This is a genomic window from Formosa sp. Hel1_31_208 (assembly GCF_900104785.1).
GTDB lineage: Bacteria > Bacteroidota > Bacteroidia > Flavobacteriales > Flavobacteriaceae > Psychroserpens.
Genome location: NZ_LT629733.1, coordinates 2,580,041 through 2,600,649, shown reverse-complemented (window position 1 = coordinate 2,600,649; position 20,609 = coordinate 2,580,041). Strand labels below are relative to the sequence as shown.

Here is a 20,609-nt window from a genome sequence, read left to right as displayed (position 1 = left end):
ACGTTGAAATACATATTTTTTACTATATTTGTCTTACCCAATATAAAAGTCTACCATGCAAGAAGCAAAAAAATTAAAGCCAAATATGGCGTTAGTTATGGTTCTACTAGTTTTGTTGCTTGGGAATTCTATAGCCACTTTTTTTGACTATGGGATTGTTCCTAAGATTACAAAACTTATTACTGTTACCATTTTACTGACATTTTATTTTTGTCAACTGCATAAAATGGCTAATGTGTTCCTCACCATTTTTTTAGTGTTTTTTCTTGGAGATGCGCTATCGGTATTTGGATTTGGCGATCTGTCATTGAAGCTTTCAAAGTCAATGTATATTGGAGCATATTTATTATTGATATTTGTCCTTTTTGGTAAGTTGAGACGAGTAAAGTTTGAAGGCTTAGTTTCCGTTTATTTGATATTAGTTTTGATTTTAAACTCTTACTTTTTATATGCTTTATACGGCGTTGCCAAAGAGAATTTTGTTGATGATATAAACCTTATACTATATATTTTTCACGGGATTACGCTTATTGCAATGACGTTTTTTGCATTCGCTGTCTATTTGAGTAGAGAAACTGCTCAATCTATTACATTTTTACTCATGGTGTTTAGTTTTGTGTTTGCAGACGTTTTAAACTATATCTGTTCCTTATATGTCTATTATTGGGTATTCGAAATGTTTGAAGGTATTCTTCATACCGCAGGATTGTTTTTACTTTACAAATACGTTTATGATCATCATACACAACGCTATAGCGATAAACGTATTAATTTGTCAGAATATTTTATACCCACTACAGAGAGTTTACGTCAAATAAGAGTTAACTTTTAATTAGACAATAATTGAAGTTCCGTTAGCAGCTTTGTTTTTATCGGCATCAAAATAGAAATCTATTTTCCCTAGGTTAATACCATAACAGCCCACTTGGTTAACCAACATATTTTTTCCATCCATATTTTTAACTACTGTAGGTTTTTTCAGAAATGTATGCGTGTGACCACCAATAATTAAATCGATATCTTTTGTAATTTCAGCTAATTTAAGATCGCTAATTTTTTTAGGACGAGTACTATAGTTATAACCTAAATGAGAAAGACAAATGATGAGGTCACATTTTTCATCTTGCTTTAAAATACGTGTCATTTCCTGGCTAGTTTCAACAGGATCTAGATACACAGTCTCTTTATACATTTTTTCATTTACAAGCCCTTCAAGTTGAATGCCTAATCCGAAAACTCCAATTTTAATACCATCTTTTATTATTATTCGATAAGGTTTTACGTGCGTATCCATAATAGTATTGGAAAAATCATAATTAGCCGATACAAAATCAAATTTAGCATGAGGCAGTTGTGCAAAGAGGCCGTCAATTCCATTGTCAAAATCATGATTTCCAATAGTAGCGACATCATATTTAAGCATGCTCATGAGTTTGAATTCAAGCTCTCCACCATAATAATTAAAATAGGGTGTGCCTTGAAAAATATCTCCTGCATCTAATAATAAGGTGTTCGGGTTTTCTTTACGAATGGTTTCAATTAAACTTGCGCGTCTGGCTACACCTCCTTGATTAGGGTTTCGTCCGTCATCTGGTCCAAAGGGATCTATATGACTATGAACATCGTTGGTGTGAAGAATGGTTATTTTCTTTGTTGCTGGAGAAAACGAAGTTAATCCAATACCGCCAAGTCCAATTAATGCCGATGCGGCTGCTGTTTGTTGTATAAACTCTCTTCTCTTCATGATTGATTTTTTATTTGAATAAAACGGTCGTCAATAACAGGATTAAGGGTGTCTATTTTTGTAAAATGATCAATAAGGATGTTGCGAATTTTATAATCTAATACGTATAGACTATCATTAGGCTGAAAGAAGGTCATTCGATCGCCGCCACTATACAAATAGTCATTTGTAGCTACATTGTAGGTTTTGCTGAAATCTAATGCTTGCCCATTAAGCACTCCAGATTTTAGATCACCATTACTATCAATTACAACATTTAATTTTGAAATAGGGTGTGCGCGTTTCGCCCGAGCTAAGTAATCGAGCAATTCTTTCACTTTTTCGCCTTTCATTTTGACGACCACTACGGAATTTTCAAATGGCATTACCTCATAAGCTGTTCTAATGGTCACATCACCCTTTGAAATTATAGCTCTAATACCACCATGATTGAGTAAAACAAAATCGATATTTTCACCAGTTCTTTTATTGAATACATAATTAGCCTCTTCATAAACAGCATCGGCCATCATATTTCCAATAGCTGTATTATATTCGCCGTCTGTTTTAGAGTATGTGTCAACAGCATAAGCTAAAACGCTATCTAGGTTTTTATTCAAATGTTCGCGATAGGGCTTAATAAAGGCTTCTACATCTGGATTTGAGGCTAGACTGTCTGAAATATTGATTTGTTTACCCTCTATTTTACGCAGTTGAAACTCTTGTTGACAAGAACTGAATGTGATTGCACAATATAGGAGGATTAAATGTTTATAATTCATAGATTTTATTATGATATGTTTAGGAATTCGTAGTATGCTTTTTTTTACATTTGTGGAAAGCATAAATATAAATGATTTTAAAGGCATTTAAGAAAAAATCAAATCAAAAATACATCAACAAATTATTAAATGCTCGTCGTGTTGCAGTAAGTAATACAAAAATGAAAACCATTGGTGTTATTTTAAATGTCAATGAGTTTGCCGATTTTGATGCTTTTAGATCGTTCTTTAAAAGTTTAAATATTCAAGAAGCAAAGACTAAAATTGTAGCCTTTGTTGATGACCCAAAAGGCACGAATAATCTTTGGGACACCTATTTTAATCCGAAAGATTTTGGATGGAAAGGAAAGATTAATAGTATTGATTTACAAACATTCATTGATACTCAGTTTGATGTTTTGATATGCTTTTATAAAGAACATCATATAGAGCTGGATATAATAGCAGCACTTTCGAAGTCGAATTTTAAAGTGGGTATAATGAATGAAGACCAAAGACTTTATGATTTAATTATTGATGTAAAACCGCAAGAGTTTTCATTGTTTAAAGAGGAATTGAAGAAATATTTAACAGTTTTAAACAAATTATAATGACTAAATTTCATGGCACAGGTGTGGCGATAATCACACCTTTTAATACAGATTTAAGTGTCGATCATGAGGCCCTGGCTAATCTGGTGAATTACAATATTGATAATGGTACGAATTATATCGTTATTAGTGGAACAACTGGTGAAAGCGTTACAATTACCAAACAAGAAAAGAAAGATATTATAAAAACAATAGTGCATACGAATAATGGGAGAGTGCCATTGGTTTTAGGAATTGGTGGAAACAATACAACTGAGGTAATCGAAGAGATTAAGACTACAGATTTGTCCCAAATTGATGCGCTATTATCGGTGTCACCGTATTACAGTAAACCAACTCAGGAAGGCATTTATCAGCATTTTAAAGTGATTTCAGAAACGTCTCCAGTGGATATCATTTTATACAATGTTCCTGGGCGTACATCATCAAATATGCTGCCTGAGACAACTTTGCGTTTAGCGAGAGATTTTGGCAATATCATTGCTGTGAAAGAAGCTGGGAATAATGTACATCAATATTTAAAATTATTAAGAGATAAACCTGATGATTTTTTAATTATTTCTGGGGATGATGATTTGGTATTGGGTGTTGTTCTGGCAGGTGGAGCTGGGGTAATTTCTGTAATAGGACAGGCGTTACCAAAACAATTTACACGCATGATTAATCTGGGATTAGAAGGGAAAGCAAAAGAAGCATATAAGATTCATTTTGATCTTATGGATATGATTTCACTTATCTTTTCAGAAAATAATCCTGCTGGGATAAAGGCTGTATTGGAGGTTTTAAACTTATCTAAGTCAGCGGTTAGATTACCTCTGGTTGAGGCAAGTGAAGGACTTAAACAACAAATCCAATCAGCGCTTCAAAAACTCAACTATGAGATAAAAAGTTAAATATTACTTAAACATAAGAAGAGCCTAAATTCAACCGTTATTTTAGTTGAAAATATTTGTTTTTATAATACGTTAGAAATACGTACTTTTGCAACCTGTTTTTTATTTATGAAGAAATTATTTTATTTATTAGTAACGCTCTTGCTATTAACCTCTTGTAGCGAATTTCAGAAAGCATTGAAATCTGATGATGTAGCCACTAAATTTAATTTAGGATCAGAGTTGTTTGACGCTGGCAAATGGTCAAAGGCCAACAGGCTTTTCAAACAAATCGAACCTAATTACAGAGGGAAGCCACAGGCAGAGAAGCTCATGTACATGTACGCGAAAACATTCTATGAAATGCGTAGTTATATAGAAGCAGGTTATAAGTTAGATCAATTTGAACGTTTATATCCTCAGAGTGAGAAAGTGCAAGAAGCGGCGTTTTTAGCAGCTAAAAGTTTTTATCATTTGTCACCTGTGTATAGTAAAGAACAGCACGAAACGGTAGAAGCGCTTCAAAAATTACAGCTGTTTGTCAATAAATATCCAGACTCTGAGCTGTTACCGCAGGCCAATACTTTAATACAAGAATTAGATTATAAATTAGAGCGAAAAGCATTTGAAATCGCAAAACAATATAATAATATTGCTTATTTTGAATCTAATGATTATTTAGCTGCAATTAAAGCATTTGAAAATTTTCTAGCTGATTTCCCTGGAACTAGTTTTAGAGAACAAGCCATGTTTTATCGTTTAGACTCTGCTTACAAACTTGGAATAAATAGTGTTAAGTCAAAAAAGGAAGCAAGATTAAATACTGCTATTAATTATTATAAAAGTTTCAAGAAGTTTTATCCAAATTCTGAATTTATAGAAGAAGCAGATAGAATGAATGAAGAGATGACATCAACACCTGAACAAATCAATACAAAAAGTTAATTACATATACATATGGATTTAAAAAAGACCAATGCTCCTGTAACCACAGAAACGTATGATAGAAATATCATCGATGCATCAACAAACAATATTTATGAGGCTATTTCTGTAATCTCGAAAAGAGCTGAGCAAATCAATACTGATATCAGACGAGAGTTAGTTGATAAACTTGAAGAGTTTGCAACTTACAATGATAGTCTTGAAGAAATATTTGAAAACAAAGAACAAATCGAAGTGTCAAAATTCTATGAAAAATTACCGAAGCCACATGCTCTGGCAGTTCAAGAATGGTTAGACGATAAGATTTACTACAGAAATACTGACGACGACGTTCAGGAATAATATAAGCATGTCTATATTAAGCGGCAAAAATATACTTTTAGGCATAACTGCTGGTATTGCTGCTTACAAGACAGCTAACCTTGTTAGGTTATTTATAAAAGCAGGCGCCAACGTAAAGGTCGTTATGACGCCTGCTTCAAAAGACTTCATTACACCTTTAACGCTTTCAACATTATCTAAAAATCCAGTAGTTTCTTCTTTCACAAATGATGAAGATGATAACGCTATGTGGAATAATCATGTAGAACTTGGTCTTTGGGCCGACCTATTTTTGATTGCTCCAGCAACAGCAAATACATTGTCTAAAATGGCAAATGGCACCTGTGATAATTTGTTACTGGCCACCTATTTATCTGCAAAGTGTCCAGTGTATTTTGCACCTGCTATGGATTTAGACATGTATAAGCATGAGTCTACGAAGATGTCTTTTGAGACATTGAAGAGCTTCGGAAATGTGATGATTCCAGCGACTTCTGGAGAATTGGCTAGTGGTCTCATTGGCGAGGGTCGAATGGCTGAACCTGAAGATATTGTTGCTTTTATTGAAAAAGATGTTCTGGATAAGTTGCCTTTGAAAAGTAAAAAAATATTGATTACAGCTGGCCCAACCTATGAAGCCATTGATCCTGTTCGGTTTATTGGAAATCACTCAAGTGGTAAAATGGGTTTTGAAATCGCTAAAGCAGCTGCCAATTTAGGTGCTCAGGTCATTTTAATAACTGGACCTTCTCATCAAACAGTGTCGCATAGTTTAATAAAGGTAATACGAGTAATAAGTGCTCAGGACATGTATGAGCAGGCGCATCAGTATTTTGAGGATGTTGATATTGCCATATTATCGGCAGCAGTTGCAGATTATAAACCAAAATATATCGCGAGCCAAAAAATAAAAAAGAAAGAATCTACGTTTACTATTGAGTTAGAAAAAACAAAAGATATATTAAAGTCCTTAGGTGAAATAAAGAAACAACAGTTTTTAGTAGGATTTGCATTAGAAACCAATAACGAATTGCAGCATGCAAAAGGAAAACTGGAATCTAAAAATTTAGACCTTATCGTTCTTAATTCGTTAAACGATAAAGGTGCAGGTTTTGGAGGTTCAACAAATAAAGTTACTTTTATCACCGCAGCCCATGACATATTGGAGCATGAACTAAAGTCAAAAACAGAAGTTGCTCAAGATTTAATGCAGCAAATTTTAAAACAAACACATGCGTAATTATATATTTATTTTATTGATGATCATGTCCTTAGGCATAACTGCCCAAGAGCTTAATTGTAACGTAATAGTCAATGCTCAACTTACAGGAAATGACAATGTTCAGGTGTTTAAAACTCTAGAACGTCAACTTAATGAGTTTATAAATAATACGCAATGGACAGATAAATCTTTTAAAGGACAAGAGCGCATAGATTGTGGAATGATTATTACTATAAATGGTTATAATAACGATTTGTTCGACGCTTCTCTGCAAATCCAGAGTAGTAGACCCGTATATGGATCAACATACAGTACACCCGTTTATAATTTTAATGACAAGGATTTTGCATTTCAATATTTAGAATTTCAGAATTTTGTCTTTAATGAAAACCAATTTGAATCTAATTTAGTGTCTGTAATTTCATTTCATATCTATATGATGTTGGGATTAGATGCTGATACATTTTCTGATGGAGGAGGAGCAGAATATTATAAGCAAGCTCAAACCATTTTAAATTATTCTCAGCAAAATAACTCTAAAGGTTGGAAACTAGAAGATGGCCAGCAAACACGCTTTATTCTGATAGACAATATTTTATCTCCAACTTTTAAAGAATATCGCAATGTGATGTATAATTACCATCGCAAAGGATTGGATGAAATGAGCAATGATGCGAAAGAAGCAAAACAAGCAATTGTCGAATCGTTAAATACTTTAAGGGTAATGAATAATAAACGCCCTAATTCTTTTTTACTGCGAACCTTTTTTGATGCGAAGTCAGACGAAATCCAACAAATCTTTAGTGGAGGACCGTCTATTAATATTTCAGATTTGATTTCGACATTGACTAAAATCGCGCCGATGCATTCTTCGAAATGGCGTAAAATAAATTTCTAAGCTCATGTGAGTATTAGAGTTAATTTCAGTAAATTCATGCTGTATTTATTAGCTGCCTTATGCTTACACAATTATCTATAAAAAATTATGCGCTTATTGATGAACTCCAAGTGAGTTTTAGCAATGGATTGTCTATTATCACAGGCGAAACAGGCGCTGGTAAGTCCATTCTCTTGGGAGGCTTATCTTTAATTTTAGGGAAGCGAGCTGATTTAAGTAGTATCAAAGACAATACTAAAAAATGCATTATTGAGGCGACTTTTGACATTGCTAAATACAATTTGAAAACTTTATTTTCGACAGAAGATTTAGATTATGAATCCATAACAATCATTAGAAGAGAGATTTTGCCATCTGGAAAGTCTAGAGCATTTGTGAATGACACACCAGTACGCCTTGATAGTCTCCAGATCTTAGGGAATCGCTTGATTGATATTCACTCGCAGCACCAAACATTAGAACTCACTAATGATAATTTTCAATTTCAAATTATTGACGCTTTAGCTGAAAATTCTCAAGTATTAGAATCCTATGCATCTGCACTTAAAAAATTTAAAGCAGAACAGCGCGAATTACAACAACTCTTAGAACAAAAATCAGAATCTATTAAGGAATTAGATTATAATTTATTTCTTTTAAAAGAATTGGAAGACGCGAATTTAAAAGTTGGTGAACTGGAGCTATTAGAGAGCGAATATGAGACTTTGAATAATGTTGAAGAGATTAAGGAGAAGTTATTGCAGTCACAGCAATTATTGAGTAATGACGAATTAGGGATACTTACTAGCCTTACTGAGGCTAAACATCATTTAGCTAAGCTTATTAGCTTTGGAAAAGATTATGATAATATCTATCAACGCGTTAACAGCAGTATGATTGAGTTAGATGATATCGTTGCTGAAATTGAAAATCTAGAAAATAGTTTAGATGCCGACCCAAATCGACTAGACGTTGTCAATACCAAACTACAAGTGTTGCATAATTTAATGCAAAAACACACGGTGGCTTCTATTGATGAACTAATGAATATAAAAGAAGCCTTATCACGAAAGGTTTCGATAACTGAAAACTTAGACGTATCCATAGCCGAAAAAGAAAAAGGTATTGAGGTGTTTCATAACGAATTAAAGAACCTTACGCATGTAATACATGAGAAGCGAACTTCGGTCATTCCGAAGTTAAAACAACAATTAGAAACTATCTTAGCTACATTAGGCATGCCAAATGCGAAGTTTGATATTAGGTTACAATCCTCAACATCATATTTAGCCAATGGCTCAGATTTATTACAATTTTTATTCTCTGCTAATAAAGGAGGGCAATTTAATGATTTAAAGAAAGCCGCATCTGGTGGGGAATTATCGCGGATTATGCTCGCCATAAAATCTATTTTATCAAGATATACACAGTTACCAACAATAATGTTTGATGAAATAGACACGGGAGTTTCTGGTGAAATCTCCAATAAAATGGCAAGTATTATGCAGCAAATGAGTAAGACCATGCAAGTATTTACCATTACGCATTTACCTCAAATTGCGGCTAAAGGAGATGCGCACTATAAAGTCTATAAAGAAGATGTAAATGACATCACTCAAACTCAGCTTAAAAAATTAACACCCGAAGAGCGCATCGTAGAAATCGCTCAAATGCTAGGTGGTGTCAATGTGACAAATTCGGCATTAGAACATGCCAAACAATTACTCAATTAATACTATCTTTGAACACATAAATCAACTAACATCTTAATTACAACAGCATGTCATACAATTTACTAAAAGGAAAACGCGGAATTATTTTTGGCGCATTAGATTCGAATTCAATCGCATGGAAAACGGCTGAACGCGTGCATGAAGAAGGTGGCACGTTTGTGCTTACCAATGCACCTATAGCGATGCGAATGGGACAAATAAATGAGCTAGCCGAACAAACAGGTTCTCAAATTATTCCTGCCGATGCAACTTCAGAAGAAGATTTACAAAACCTCGTTGAGAAATCTATGGAAATTCTTGGTGGTAAAATTGACTTTGTATTGCATTCTATTGGTATGTCTATAAACGTTAGAAAAGGTAGACCTTACACCGATCAAAAATACGATTGGACTCAAAAAGGTACCGATGTCTCTGCGATGTCATTTCATAAAGTTATGCAAACCCTTTATAAAGCTGATGCCATGAATGAATGGGGAAGTATTGTAGCCTTAACTTATATGGCCGCACAACGTGTATTTCCAGATTATAATGATATGGCCGACAATAAAGCCTATTTAGAAAGTATTGCACGTAGTTTTGGATATTTCTTCGGAAGAGATAAAAACGTGAGAGTCAATACCATTTCTCAGTCACCAACACCAACCACAGCTGGTCAAGGTGTAAAGGGATTTGATGGATTCATTTCTTATGCTGAAAAAATGTCACCTTTAGGTAATGCGACAGCTCTTGATTGTGCTAATTATACAATAACGCTATTTAGTGATTTAACAAAGCGTGTCACATTACAAAACTTATATAATGATGGCGGTTTTAGTAATATGGGTGTGAGTGATGCTGTTATGGATACCTTTGTGGATAAGCAATAAAAAATAAAATGATATTACAAAAAAAAACCGATGTTCAGCATCGGTTTTTTTCATTTCAACGATTGAAAAAGGATACGAAGAGATTTTTTTATAGATTTGAGAAAGACACATCATGAAAAAGAATATTTTTATACTACTAACATTACTATCAATATGGTCATTACAATCGCAGGTGCAATTTGAAAATCAAGCAACTGAGCTGGGAGTAAATGTAGCCACAGGTAATACTACTTTTGGTAATGGTGTATCCTTTTGTGATTTTGATAATGATGGATGGGATGATCTAACATTAACTTCTGTCGATGGAGATGAGGTGCGATTTTTTAAAAATGTCAACGGTAGTTTTGTAGAACAAAACTTTAATCTACAGTATTTGAATTATGAAACAAAGTCGGTGACATGGGTTGATTTCGACAATGATGGTGATAATGATTTATTTGTATCGAGTGAGACTGTTGGTAATAAACTCCTAGAGAATGCTGGTAATATGACGTTTCAAGATATAACATCAACTTCTGGCATATCAATAAATAATCTATACACTGATGGAGTGACATGGGGAGACTACAATAATGATGGGTTTTTGGATGTGTTTTTAAGTAATAGAACATTTCTTGTACCAAACAAATTATATAAAAATGATGGTGATGGCACATTTACAGATGTCTCATTTCAAGCAGGTATTAATCTTAACCCTGAACTTACATTGTGCTCTGTTTTTTTAGACATCAATAATGATGGGCTTCAAGATATTTACGTGTCTAATGATAGGGATTTGTTTAAAAACAAACTATATAAAAATAATGGTGATGGCACTTTTGATGATATAAGTATGTCTTCAGGAACAGATATTGCTATTGATGCCATGACTGCAACTGTTGGTGACTACAATAATGATGGTTATTTTGATATCTATGTTACAAATAATAATATAATTGGAAATTATCTTCTCAGAAATAATGGGGATGAGACCTTTACAAACGTAGCCATATCTTCGGGAACAGTCTTTAGCAGTTTTAGTTGGGGGGCTGTGTTTTTTGACGCTGATAATGATGAAAGTTTAGATTTGTATGTTTGCGCTGTCTCTGATGGATCCACAGGGTTTCTACCAGGAGGGTTTTTTCTAAACAATGGCAATAGTAGTTTTACATTGAACAATTCAAGCTTTCCAAATGACACAAGGTCAAGTTATTCTAACGCTATTGGAGATATTGATAACGATGGTCTAATAGATTTAGTTGTAACTAATCGCTTCGATGAGGATATTTTTTTATGGAAGAATACATCTGTACTGTCTAATTCAAATTGGATTAAATTAAAGCTTGTAGGCACTACCAGTAATAGAGATGGCGTGGGTACTCGCATCGAGATTTCAGTAAATGGCGAAAAACAATATCGATATAGCCACTGTGGTGAAGGGTATTTAAGTCAAAATTCTAAATTAAAACATATTGGTCTTGGAGATCATACAGTTATAGATTATGTCAAATTGACTTGGCTCAGTGGTGTTGAGGATATTATTTATAATGTCCCAGTAAATCAAGTATTAACAGTAACTGAAGGGAGCAACACATTGGGGCTTACAAATGTATCAACAACTGAGAGTTATATCTATCCTAATCCTGTAGGTGATATCTTGAAAATTAATTCAGATACAACCATAAATAAGGTTAGAGTTATTACTATTTTAGGTCAAGATGTTTTAGTGGTTAATTCAATAGAAAATAACAGTTTAGATGTGTCTTCACTTCAAGCAGGCCAGTATATTCTTGTTTTAGAATCAGATAAGGGTATTTGGAATCACAAATTAATTAAAGAGTAAATACGATTACTTAGCCTCTAATACCTATTATTTCTGGATAGGGTAGAAAGGAATTTATATTTCATAGTTTATGCAGAAAAGATGTCACCCTGAGGCCTTGTAACAACGCGAGATTGTGCGAACTATACCATAACGCTATTTAGTGATTTAACAAAACGCGTTACATTACAAAACTTATATAATGATGGCGGTTTTAGTAATATGGGTGTGAGTGATGCTGTTATGGATGCCTTTGTGGATAAGCAATAAAAAATAAAATGATATTACAAAAAAAACCGATGTTTAGCATCGGTTTTTTTCATTTCAACGATTGAAAATGGATACGAGGAGATTTTTTTATAGATTTGAGAAAGACACATCATGAAAAAGGAATTCTTTATACTACTTATCTTTTTGTCAACATACGCGTTACAGTCACAAGTGCAATTTGAAAATCAGGCAACTGCTTTGGGAATAAATGTAGCCACAGGTTTTACCTTTCTTGGCAATGGTGTGTCTTTTTGTGATTTTGATAATGATGGGTGGGATGATATAACACTAACTTCTGAAGATGGAGATGAGGTACGATTTTTTAAAAATGTCAACGGTAGTTTTGTAGAGCAAAACTATAATCTTCAGTATTTAAATTATGAAACCAGATCTGTAACATGGGTTGATTTCGACAATGATGGTGATAATGATTTATTCGTAACCAGTGAGACTGTTGGTAATAAACTCCTAGAGAATCTTGGTAATATGACGTTTCAAGATATAACATCTACTTCAGGTATTTCTATAAATAATCTTTACACTTATGGGGCGTCATGGGGAGATTACAATAATGATGGGTTTTTAGATGTGTTTTTAAGTAATCGTACATTTCTTGTTCCTAATAAACTATATAAAAATGATGGCGACGGTACATTTACAGATGTATCATTTCAAGCAGGTATAGATCTAAATCCCGTGTTATCATTTTGCTCAGCTTTTTTGGATATCAATAATGATGGATTTCAAGATATTTATGTGTCTAATGATAAGGTGAATTTAAAAAGTAAACTTTACAAAAATAATGGTGATGGCACTTTTGATGATATTAGTATGTCTTCAGGAACAGATATGTCTATAGATGCCATGACCGTTACGGTAGGGGATTATAATAGTGATGGCTATTTTGATATCTATGTGACTAATAATTCTGCTGGAAATTATCTCCTAAAAAATAATGGTGATGAAACCTTTACAAATGTGTCAGGGCCGACTGGAACTATATTAAATTCCTTTAGTTGGGGTGCTGTGTTTTTTGATGCGGATAATAATAAAGCTCTCGATTTATATGTGAGCACTGCAGCACAATCCACCACTTCAGCAGGTTTTTATCTTAATAACGGTAGCGACAGTTTTACATTGAGTAATTCGAGTTTTCCTAATAATAACAGGGCAAGTCATTCTAATGCTGCTGGAGACATTAATAACGATGGTTTAATAGACTTAGTTGTTACTAATAATTATGATGACGATATTTTTTTATGGAAGAATACGTCAGTCTTGTCTAATTCAAATTGGATTAAATTAAAGTTCATAGGTACTACCAGCAATAGAGAAGGAGTTGGAACTCGCATCGAAATTTCAGTAAATGGTGAAAAACAATATCTATATACTCATTGTGGTGAAGGGTATTTAAGTCAAAATTCTAAATTGAAACATATTGGTCTTGGAGATAGCACAATTATAGATTATATCAAATTGACTTGGCTCAGTGGTGTTGAAGATATCATATATAATGTCCCAGTAAATCAAGTATTAACCGTAACTGAAGGTAGTAATACTTTGGGGCTTACAAATGTATCTCAAGTTGAGAGTTATATTTATCCTAATCCTGTAGGTGATATCTTGAAAATTAATTCAGACACAACCATAAATAAGGTTAGAGTTACTAATCTTTTAGGTCAAGAAGTTTTAGTGGTTAATTTAATAGAAAACAATAGTGTAGATGTGTCTTCACTTCAAGCAGGTCACTATATCCTGGTGTTAGAATCAGATAAGGGCATATGGAATCACAAATTAATTAAAGAATAAATTTTATTGCGTAGAAACCAACAACTCCTAGAGCCTATAATGACATAAACGAAATTGAGCTTACGCTTATATAGATAAGATGTTTCCTCTTGGCATTGCTATCACATTATTTGTTGCGCACTACATAAATAGTTTTTAAGAATTAAGTTTATTACCCAACATCACCGAAACCATAAAGGACATTTTAATACTTTTAAAATTGACGAATTAACCTACATTGTTGAATTGTTAAAACTAAAGAAATGACAATGATAGTGCATTTTATCGGTGTTTTTAGAATTTAATCGATTAGGCAAAGTATCTTTTCTAATTGGTGTAGAATAAACATATTTTTAAGTATTACTAACTTAATCAATAATTTCATGAAAAAAATTACTTTAAAATTTTTAATAGCAGTAATGTTAGTGCTCTCATACAATGGTATGGCACAAACATTAAATCAGGCTGCAAGTTGGCCAAACGCTGCCTGGACTTTGTCAGGGACATACACAGGAGTAGGACTTTTATCAGATCCGGCTGTGGGGGCTACATTTAGTTTTGACGATGATGCTGCCGGTAACGGTTCTGCAGATAATATTCAAACTACATCTCCTGTAATTGATCTTACACCAGCAAGTGTTGCTGGAGAAACATGGGTGACCATTAGTAGTGATTATGTATACAGACCTCTTGGAGGAGATATATTAGCAATAGAAATCTACGATGCTGATGCAATGACTTGGACGGCTGTAGAAACTTTTGCAGGAAATTCTACAAATACAGATTATCAAACATGTGCGAGTATTGTACCTTATACAACAGCTGTAATCAATATTGCAGGATATACTTCAACACAATTGTCAGGTTTTCAATATCGTTTTTCTTATGACGATTTAGGTGGATGGCAATGGGGCTTCTGCTTGACGTCACCGACAATTACTTCAGCTACACCACCAGCATGTCCAGATCCAGTAGCATTAACTGCAACCGTAATTGATGGTTTTTCAGCAGATTTAGGATGGACAGAAACAGGTTCAGCTACGTCTTGGAATATTGAATTAGTAGACATTACTGCAGGAGGCACAGTCACAGGAACTGCTACGAGTTCTGGGGTTTCAAATCCATTTAATCAAACAGGATTAGTGCCTTCAAATAATTATGAATTTTATGTGCAAGCAGATTGTGGAGGTGTTGGTACCTCAAATTGGATTGGACCCATTGCCTTTACAACTACTGTTGCTTGTCCAGATCCAAGCGGATTAACAACGACTAATGTTTTAACTACTTCTGCAGATCTAGGATGGACTGCTGGAGGATCAGAAACCTTATGGGATATAGAACTGGTAGATATTACTGCTGGAGGTACTGTTACAGGTACTGCTACAACTAGTGGAGTTGCAAATCCTTATAATCAAACTGGATTAACAGCTAATAATGCTTACGAGTTTTATGTAAGAGCAGACTGTGTTGTAAATGGTACTTCTGGATGGGTTGGCCCATTCGCATTTACTACGGCGTGTACAACTTTTACGGCTCCATATACTGAAGATTTCGAAAATGCAGGATCAGTGCCTGATTGTTGGTCATTAGGAGGAGATGAAAATTGGTTGTTTAATACTGCTGGGCCAAACCATGTTGGGAATAACGGAACAATTACAGGAAGTACGCTTTCAGGAAACTACTATGCAGTTGTAGATGATTCTACACCAGATGCTACGAATGCTGAATTAACATCGCCTTTTATTGATGTTTCTGGTTTAGCAGTACCAGCGCTTCTTTTCCATGAGATTAGTAATAATGAAGGAGGTCCTAATGCAACGCTTACCGTAAGTGTTTGGGATGGAGCTGCATGGAATGTAGTAGCAGTTTACAATTCTAATTCGTTGTCAGGTGCTTGGGAGCAAAAAGTCATTAACTTAAGTGGCTTAACTTTTACAGGTGATGCACAAGTAAGATTTTCTGTCGCAGATTCTGGTGATTTCCTTGATGATATTGCTATAGATGATGTAACACTAGATGAATTACCAAGTTGTCCAGATCCTTCTGCACTAACTGCTGTAAACATTACTGATACAACAGCTGATTTGGGATGGACTGAAGTTGGTTCAGCTACACTATGGAATATAGAAATTGTTGATGTAACTGCAGGTGGCACTGTAACCGGAGTTGCGACTGTAACTGGTGTTACTAATCCATATATGGCTATGGGATTAACAGAAAACAATAGCTACGAGTTTTATGTACAATCAGATTGTGGTGTTGATGGAACATCTAATTGGATTGGACCGTTTGCATTCGCGACAATAGAAACTTGTCCTGCACCTTCAGCGTTAACAGCTACCAATATTTTAGAAACTTCGGCTGATTTGGGTTGGACAGAAAACGGAGCTGCTACCTCTTGGAACATCGAATTAGTTGATGTAACCGCAGGAGGAACCGTGACTGGAACAGCAACTGCTTCTGGAGTTGCAAATCCTTATAATGTTACTGGTTTAGTTGGTGATAATACATATGAGTTTTATGTACAGGCCGATTGTGGTGTTGATGGCGTGTCTGCTTGGGCAGGACCATTCTCGTTTGCTACTCCTTATGTGGCTGTGCCACCAGATTGTACAAACGGCATCTTCTTAGATTCAGGTGGTAATTCAGGTTCATATGCAAATAATGAATCAACATCTACGACAATATTCCCAGATGCTGCCGGCGAAGTTGTTACCATAACTTTCACATATGTTGATCTCGAAAGTTCTGGAGGAGCAGGTGCCCAAGATGGCTGCTGGGATTTCTTAACTATTTATGATGGACCAGACAATACATTCCCAGTTCTAGCGCAAACACTATGTGGCGAAGAGAGTGGTGATGGAGGTGTGCCAAGTGTTGCATCAAGTGAATTAAATATTGGAGATTCTTTTACGTCTACTGATCCTTCTGGAGCGCTGACCATTGAATTTAATTCTGATGGTTCTGTACCTGAAACAGGATGGGCAGCAACTGTAACATGTGCTACACTGAGTTTAGGTGAAATTGACAATCCTTCCGCTTTCACTTACTATCCGAATCCAGTTAAAAATACATTAACATTAAATGCTCAAAATAATATTGAGAATGTAACGATGTATAATATGTTAGGTCAAGTAGTGATGAACACTACTCCTAATACGGTAGATAGTGATATAGACATGTCTAACTTACAAACAGGTACGTATTTTGTTAAGGTGACAATTGTAAATGCAACTAAGACCATAAGAGTGATTAAGCAATAAGCTTAAAACCTTTTTATTAATAAATTAAAGCCGCTAAATTTTTAGCGGTTTTTTTTATAATATTGATGGTCTTATTATCCTACTCTTTTTTATTTCAACTATTGGAACTGAGATCAAAAGCGTAATTTTGTAAATTTGACAAAAGCAACTTATGAAATATAATTACTTTTTATTACTCTGTTTTTTGTTTTTAGGTAATGATGTGTATTCGCAAATAGTATTTGAAGATCAAGCCACCATATTAGGTGCAAACATAACTACAGGACTCACTTTTTTAGGGAACGGATTATCCTTCTATGACTTTGACAACGATGGGTGGGATGATCTTACAATTACAACTGGGAGCGGTGATGATGTAAGGTTTCTTAAAAATAGTAACGGAATCTTTGTTGAACAAAACTTTAGCGGATTGAGTTTTAATTATGAAACAAAATCTGTAACCTGGGTAGATTTTGATAATGATGGAGATAATGATTTATTCGTTACGAGTACGACAGTTGGAAACAAGCTCCTTGAAAATACTGGTAGTATGACGTTTCAGGATATTACAGCTACGTCTGGGATTACAATAAACAACTTATATACCTACGGAGCCTCATGGGGAGATTATAATAATGATGGGTTTTTGGATGTTTTTTTAAGCAATAGAACATCTATTGTGACAAACAAATTGTATAAAAATGATGGTGATGGGACATTTACCGATGTGACATTGCAATCAGGAATAGATCTCAACCCTGCTTTTTCATTTTGTTCAGCCTTTTTAGATATTAATAATGATGGTTATCAAGACATTTATGTGTCTAACGATAAACTCAGTTATGAGAATAAACTATATAAAAATAATGGTGATGGAACCTTTTCAGATATTAGTGTTTCTTCAGGGACTAATGTCTTAATCGATGCAATGTCTGTGACGGTTGGAGATTATAATGCCGATGGTTTTTTTGATATTTATGTGACTAATAATCCAGGCGGAAATGTACTACTTAGAAACAATGGTGATGAAACCTTTACTAACGTTGCCGGTGCTACAGGAACGAGTTTTGATAGTATTGGTTGGGGAGCTTCATTTTTTGATGCTGATAACGATATGGATCTCGATCTTTATGTGAGTGGGCAATTAGATGGTAGTGTTCCAAGTTTGTTGTCAGCAGCGTTTTATGAAAACGATACTAATAGTAGCTTTGTTTTGAATAATAGTTCTTTTCCAGGAGATAATAGGTCGAGTTATTCAAATGCCACTGGTGATATCAATAATGATGGGTTAATCGATTTAGTGGTATCTAATAATGATAATGATGACATATTTTTGTGGAAAAATATGTCTTCTAATTCATTAAATTGGATAAAACTAAAATTGATAGGCACTCAAAGTAATAGGAATGCAATAGGCGCCAAGATTGAGATTTCGATTAATGATAATAAACAATACCGATATACGTTTTGTGGAGAAGGTTATATGGCGCAATCTAGTAATAGCGTGCATTTTGGCCTTGGGACTCACACAGTTATAGATTATATAAAAATAAATTGGCCTAGTGGTGTTGAGGAAATCTTTTATAATATCCAGTCAAATCAAACTTTAAATATTGTGGAAGGCGATAATACCTTAAATAGTGTTGATGTCGCAATCAACACGAATGTCATATACCCTAATCCTGTTCTGGATAAATTGTATATAAAGACCTTAAAAGAAATTGATCAAATAGTTGTTATGAATGCACTTGGTCAAAGGTTGATTTATAAACCGCATTTATATGATGACCAGTTAGACGTGTCAAAATTGAATGCTGGACAATATGTAGTGAGCTTTCGTATAGAGAATACGACCATAAGAAGAAAGTTTATTAAAAAATAATCAATTTAGTTCCAGACTATTGGTTTGCATTATGTCGATTAAATGAGTCGTTTATCGATTAGATACGTTTCCTTTTACTTTACAGTATTTTTATCATATTTTTATTGATTAATAATTAAATATAACTAAATATGAAAAAAATTACTTTATCACTCTTGTTTGTGTTTTCATTGGTTTTTACCACTGAAAGTATTGCACAAGTTTTAAATCAAACAGCCAATTGGACAAATGGTTCTTGGACAACTTCAGGTACATTTACCCCAGCTGGATTATTGAATGATCCAGCCACTGATGGCTTTTTTACTTTTGACGACGATGCCGCTGGTAATGGATCAGCAGATACAGTTCAATCTGAATCTCCAGTTATCGATTTAGGTGCAGCTGCTTTTGCAGGTGAAACATTTGTTGAAGTTTCTGGGAATTTTGTCTACAGACCCTTAGGTGGAGATGTTTTAAGTATTGAATATTGGGATGCAGATGCTGCGTCTTGGGTTAACTTTGCCGTGTTTGGTGGTAATTCAACAAATACCGATTACCAAACATGTGTTGGCACAGCAGCTTATACTTCACCTCCAATTGATATTTCTGGTTTTACACCAACGCAATTATCTGGTTTTAAATACCGTTTCGCATATGATGACCTAACAGGTTGGCAATGGGGTTGGTGTTTTGATCCTCCAACAATTACGTCTGCAACACCACCAACGTGTGATGTTGTTGTTAATGTGACTGTTGATGCTCTTACTCCAGATATGCTTGATTTTAGTTGGGATGCGCCTTTAGCTGGTACTCCTGTATCTTATGATTGGGAAGTTGTAACAGCAGGTGGTACTCCAGGTATAGATACTGTAGTGTCAGGTTCAGAAACTGCTCCTGATCAAGCAGCAACTACTGGAGCAACATTAACTCCAGAAATTGATTATGATTTATATATAGTTACCAATTGCGGTGGTGTAGGTACTGCGACATTTGGTCCAGCTGCATTTACTACACCAGCTATTCCACCTCCTCCACCAGGAAATGATGATGCATGTGATGCTATCGCTGTTGCGGTTGGAAGTGCGTCTTCAGGACAAGCTTATACCAATGAAGGCGGAACGATTGAAGCAAACGAAGTTGGCGGTACTTGCTGGTTTACAGCAGGAGATGTTAGTAATTCTGTATGGTTTACATTTACAATCGCAGCTACTACAGATGTTACGGTAAGTACAGATATCGCTGGAGGTAGTTTAGGAGATACGCAAATTGCTGTTTATACTGCTACTGATTGTTCAGACTTATTAACTTTTACTGAAATTGGATGTGATGATGATTCTGGAACAGGATTATTATCTATAGCAGCTTTAACAGGTTTAGCGCCTGGTACTTACTACATACAAATTGAAGGATTTGGTACGGGTACAGGAACTTTTGATTTGTCTGTAACTGATCCTACTTTAGGAGTTAATCAGTTTGAAGAGGATAACGGATTTACTTATTTCCCTAACCCAGTTAAAAATGAGTTAACACTTAATGCTCAAAAAGATATTCAAAATGTTGCTATATACAACATGCTAGGTCAAGAAGTTCTTAGAACTGCACCTAACACTATTAGAAGTGTTGTTGATATGAATGGATTAAGCCAAGGTGCTTACTTCGTACAAGTTACTATCGATAACGTTACTGAGACAGTTAGAATTATCAAGCAATAAGCTT

Annotated in this window: 16 protein-coding genes and 1 pseudogene; 15 read left to right on the top strand and 2 right to left on the bottom strand. The window is 34.6% G+C overall.

The genetic code is table 11. The features are described from left to right. Positions 1–55: 55 nt before the first annotated feature. Entirely contained in the window at positions 56–832 is a 777-nt protein-coding gene (locus tag BLT57_RS11780) for a hypothetical protein (RefSeq protein ID WP_091425910.1), read from the top strand. Here the strand turns inward: BLT57_RS11780 and BLT57_RS11775 are convergent, their stop codons facing one another. Both BLT57_RS11775 and BLT57_RS11770 read right to left on the bottom strand, forming a co-directional pair. Beyond that, positions 833–1,744 carry a bifunctional UDP-sugar hydrolase/5'-nucleotidase gene (locus BLT57_RS11775; protein ID WP_091425908.1) on the bottom strand — a complete coding sequence of 304 codons (912 nt, stop codon included), beginning with the start codon at positions 1,742–1,744 and terminating at the stop codon, positions 833–835. Further along, entirely contained in the window at positions 1,741–2,505 is a 765-nt protein-coding gene (locus BLT57_RS11770) for a 5'-nucleotidase C-terminal domain-containing protein (protein ID WP_091426787.1), read from the bottom strand. The genes BLT57_RS11775 and BLT57_RS11770 overlap by 4 nt, the downstream gene beginning before the upstream one ends. Positions 2,506–2,576: 71 nt before the next feature. On the opposite strand from BLT57_RS11770, the gene BLT57_RS11765 reads away from it, so the two are divergent. From BLT57_RS11765 to BLT57_RS11705, 14 genes and pseudogenes are all read left to right on the top strand, one after another. Next, the gene (locus tag BLT57_RS11765) at positions 2,577–3,095 is read left to right on the top strand and encodes a hypothetical protein (protein WP_091425907.1); all 519 of its coding nucleotides are present in this window, start codon (positions 2,577–2,579) and stop codon (positions 3,093–3,095) included. Further along, positions 3,095–3,988, top strand: coding sequence for a 4-hydroxy-tetrahydrodipicolinate synthase (gene dapA / locus BLT57_RS11760; protein ID WP_091425905.1), 894 nt, complete (start codon positions 3,095–3,097; stop codon positions 3,986–3,988). The genes BLT57_RS11765 and dapA overlap by 1 nt, the downstream gene beginning before the upstream one ends. A gap of 108 nt (positions 3,989–4,096) precedes the next feature. Then, the gene (locus tag BLT57_RS11755) at positions 4,097–4,912 is read left to right on the top strand and encodes an outer membrane protein assembly factor BamD (protein ID WP_091425903.1); all 816 of its coding nucleotides are present in this window, start codon (positions 4,097–4,099) and stop codon (positions 4,910–4,912) included. Between the two features lie 12 nt (positions 4,913–4,924). Further along, positions 4,925–5,254, top strand: coding sequence for a DNA-directed RNA polymerase subunit omega (locus BLT57_RS11750; RefSeq protein WP_091425901.1), 330 nt, complete (start codon positions 4,925–4,927; stop codon positions 5,252–5,254). Between the two features lie 7 nt (positions 5,255–5,261). Next, entirely contained in the window at positions 5,262–6,473 is a 1,212-nt protein-coding gene (coaBC, locus tag BLT57_RS11745; RefSeq protein ID WP_091425899.1) for a bifunctional phosphopantothenoylcysteine decarboxylase/phosphopantothenate--cysteine ligase CoaBC, read from the top strand. Then, positions 6,466–7,353, top strand: a complete 888-nt coding sequence (locus BLT57_RS11740; protein ID WP_091425896.1) for a DUF4835 family protein — start codon at positions 6,466–6,468, stop codon at positions 7,351–7,353. Before coaBC ends, BLT57_RS11740 begins: the two co-directional genes overlap by 8 nt. Positions 7,354–7,412: 59 nt before the next feature. Beyond that, positions 7,413–9,065, top strand: a complete 1,653-nt coding sequence (recN, locus tag BLT57_RS11735) for a DNA repair protein RecN (RefSeq protein ID WP_091425894.1) — start codon at positions 7,413–7,415, stop codon at positions 9,063–9,065. Between the two features lie 47 nt (positions 9,066–9,112). Then, positions 9,113–9,931 carry an enoyl-ACP reductase gene (locus BLT57_RS11730; protein ID WP_091425893.1) on the top strand — a complete coding sequence of 273 codons (819 nt, stop codon included), beginning with the start codon at positions 9,113–9,115 and terminating at the stop codon, positions 9,929–9,931. A 112-nt stretch (positions 9,932–10,043) separates the two neighbouring features. Continuing rightward, on the top strand, positions 10,044–11,753 hold the full coding sequence (locus BLT57_RS11725; protein ID WP_091425891.1) for an FG-GAP-like repeat-containing protein: 1,710 nt from the start codon (positions 10,044–10,046) through the stop codon (positions 11,751–11,753). Between the two features lie 60 nt (positions 11,754–11,813). Next, positions 11,814–12,002: pseudogene (locus BLT57_RS14245) on the top strand (enoyl-ACP reductase); the annotation flags it as partial. Between the two features lie 111 nt (positions 12,003–12,113). Beyond that, a complete protein-coding gene (locus BLT57_RS11720) occupies positions 12,114–13,811 on the top strand; it encodes an FG-GAP-like repeat-containing protein (protein ID WP_091425890.1) in 1,698 nt (565 codons plus the stop codon). A gap of 362 nt (positions 13,812–14,173) precedes the next feature. Continuing rightward, the gene (locus BLT57_RS11715; protein ID WP_091425888.1) at positions 14,174–17,053 is read left to right on the top strand and encodes a fibronectin type III domain-containing protein; all 2,880 of its coding nucleotides are present in this window, start codon (positions 14,174–14,176) and stop codon (positions 17,051–17,053) included. Positions 17,054–17,204: 151 nt separating this feature from the next. Further along, a complete protein-coding gene (locus BLT57_RS11710) occupies positions 17,205–18,914 on the top strand; it encodes an FG-GAP-like repeat-containing protein (protein ID WP_091425887.1) in 1,710 nt (569 codons plus the stop codon). Positions 18,915–19,045: 131 nt separating this feature from the next. Beyond that, positions 19,046–20,605 carry a T9SS type A sorting domain-containing protein gene (locus BLT57_RS11705; RefSeq protein ID WP_091425886.1) on the top strand — a complete coding sequence of 520 codons (1,560 nt, stop codon included), beginning with the start codon at positions 19,046–19,048 and terminating at the stop codon, positions 20,603–20,605. The last annotated feature ends 4 nt before the right edge of the window (positions 20,606–20,609 follow it).